Source organism: Bradyrhizobium algeriense (assembly GCF_003062295.1).
GTDB lineage: Bacteria > Pseudomonadota > Alphaproteobacteria > Rhizobiales > Xanthobacteraceae > Bradyrhizobium > Bradyrhizobium algeriense.
Map to the genome: position 1 here is coordinate 1 of NZ_PYCN01000265.1, position 451 is coordinate 451.

1 protein-coding gene is annotated in these 451 nt (G+C 62.3%); it reads right to left on the reverse strand.

The genetic code is table 11. The features are described from left to right. Positions 1 to 324: class I tRNA ligase family protein (locus tag C7G61_RS43445; protein ID WP_145963872.1), on the reverse strand; the 324-nt coding region annotated here is incomplete at its 3' end. Positions 325 to 451 lie beyond the last annotated feature (127 nt).

Consider the following 451-nt stretch of genomic DNA (forward strand, 5'->3'; position numbering starts at 1 on the left):
CAACCATTGCGTCCACTTCACGTAGGAAGGGCCACAGGTGATCAGGCGCTCCTCGAAGCAGGTGTTCATGCGATCCGTCTGTCGCCTGAACTGCTCGATGTTCTCGTAGGTCACATCAGCCGGGTCGCGTCCGACCTTGCGGGCGTAGTTCTCGGCCGGCAGCCCGAAGGCGTCGTAGCCGAAGGGCTGGAAGACGGTCGTGCCGCGGTGCCTCAGCCAGCGGCAGTAGGAATCGATGATGGCGTAGTTGTAGTAGTGGCCCAGATGCAGCCCCGCCGCGGACGGGTACGGGAACATCACGGCACAGTAGAAGTCGGCTTTCATGGCTCAACTCTCTGCGTTCGGGCGAACGCGCGAGAGGAGCGTCGCCCAGTTTACTTCGCGAAAACGACGAAAGGCCCGGCCGTCGTGACGACCGGGAGGCGAAGTCGCAGCATCTGAGCGAAACTGA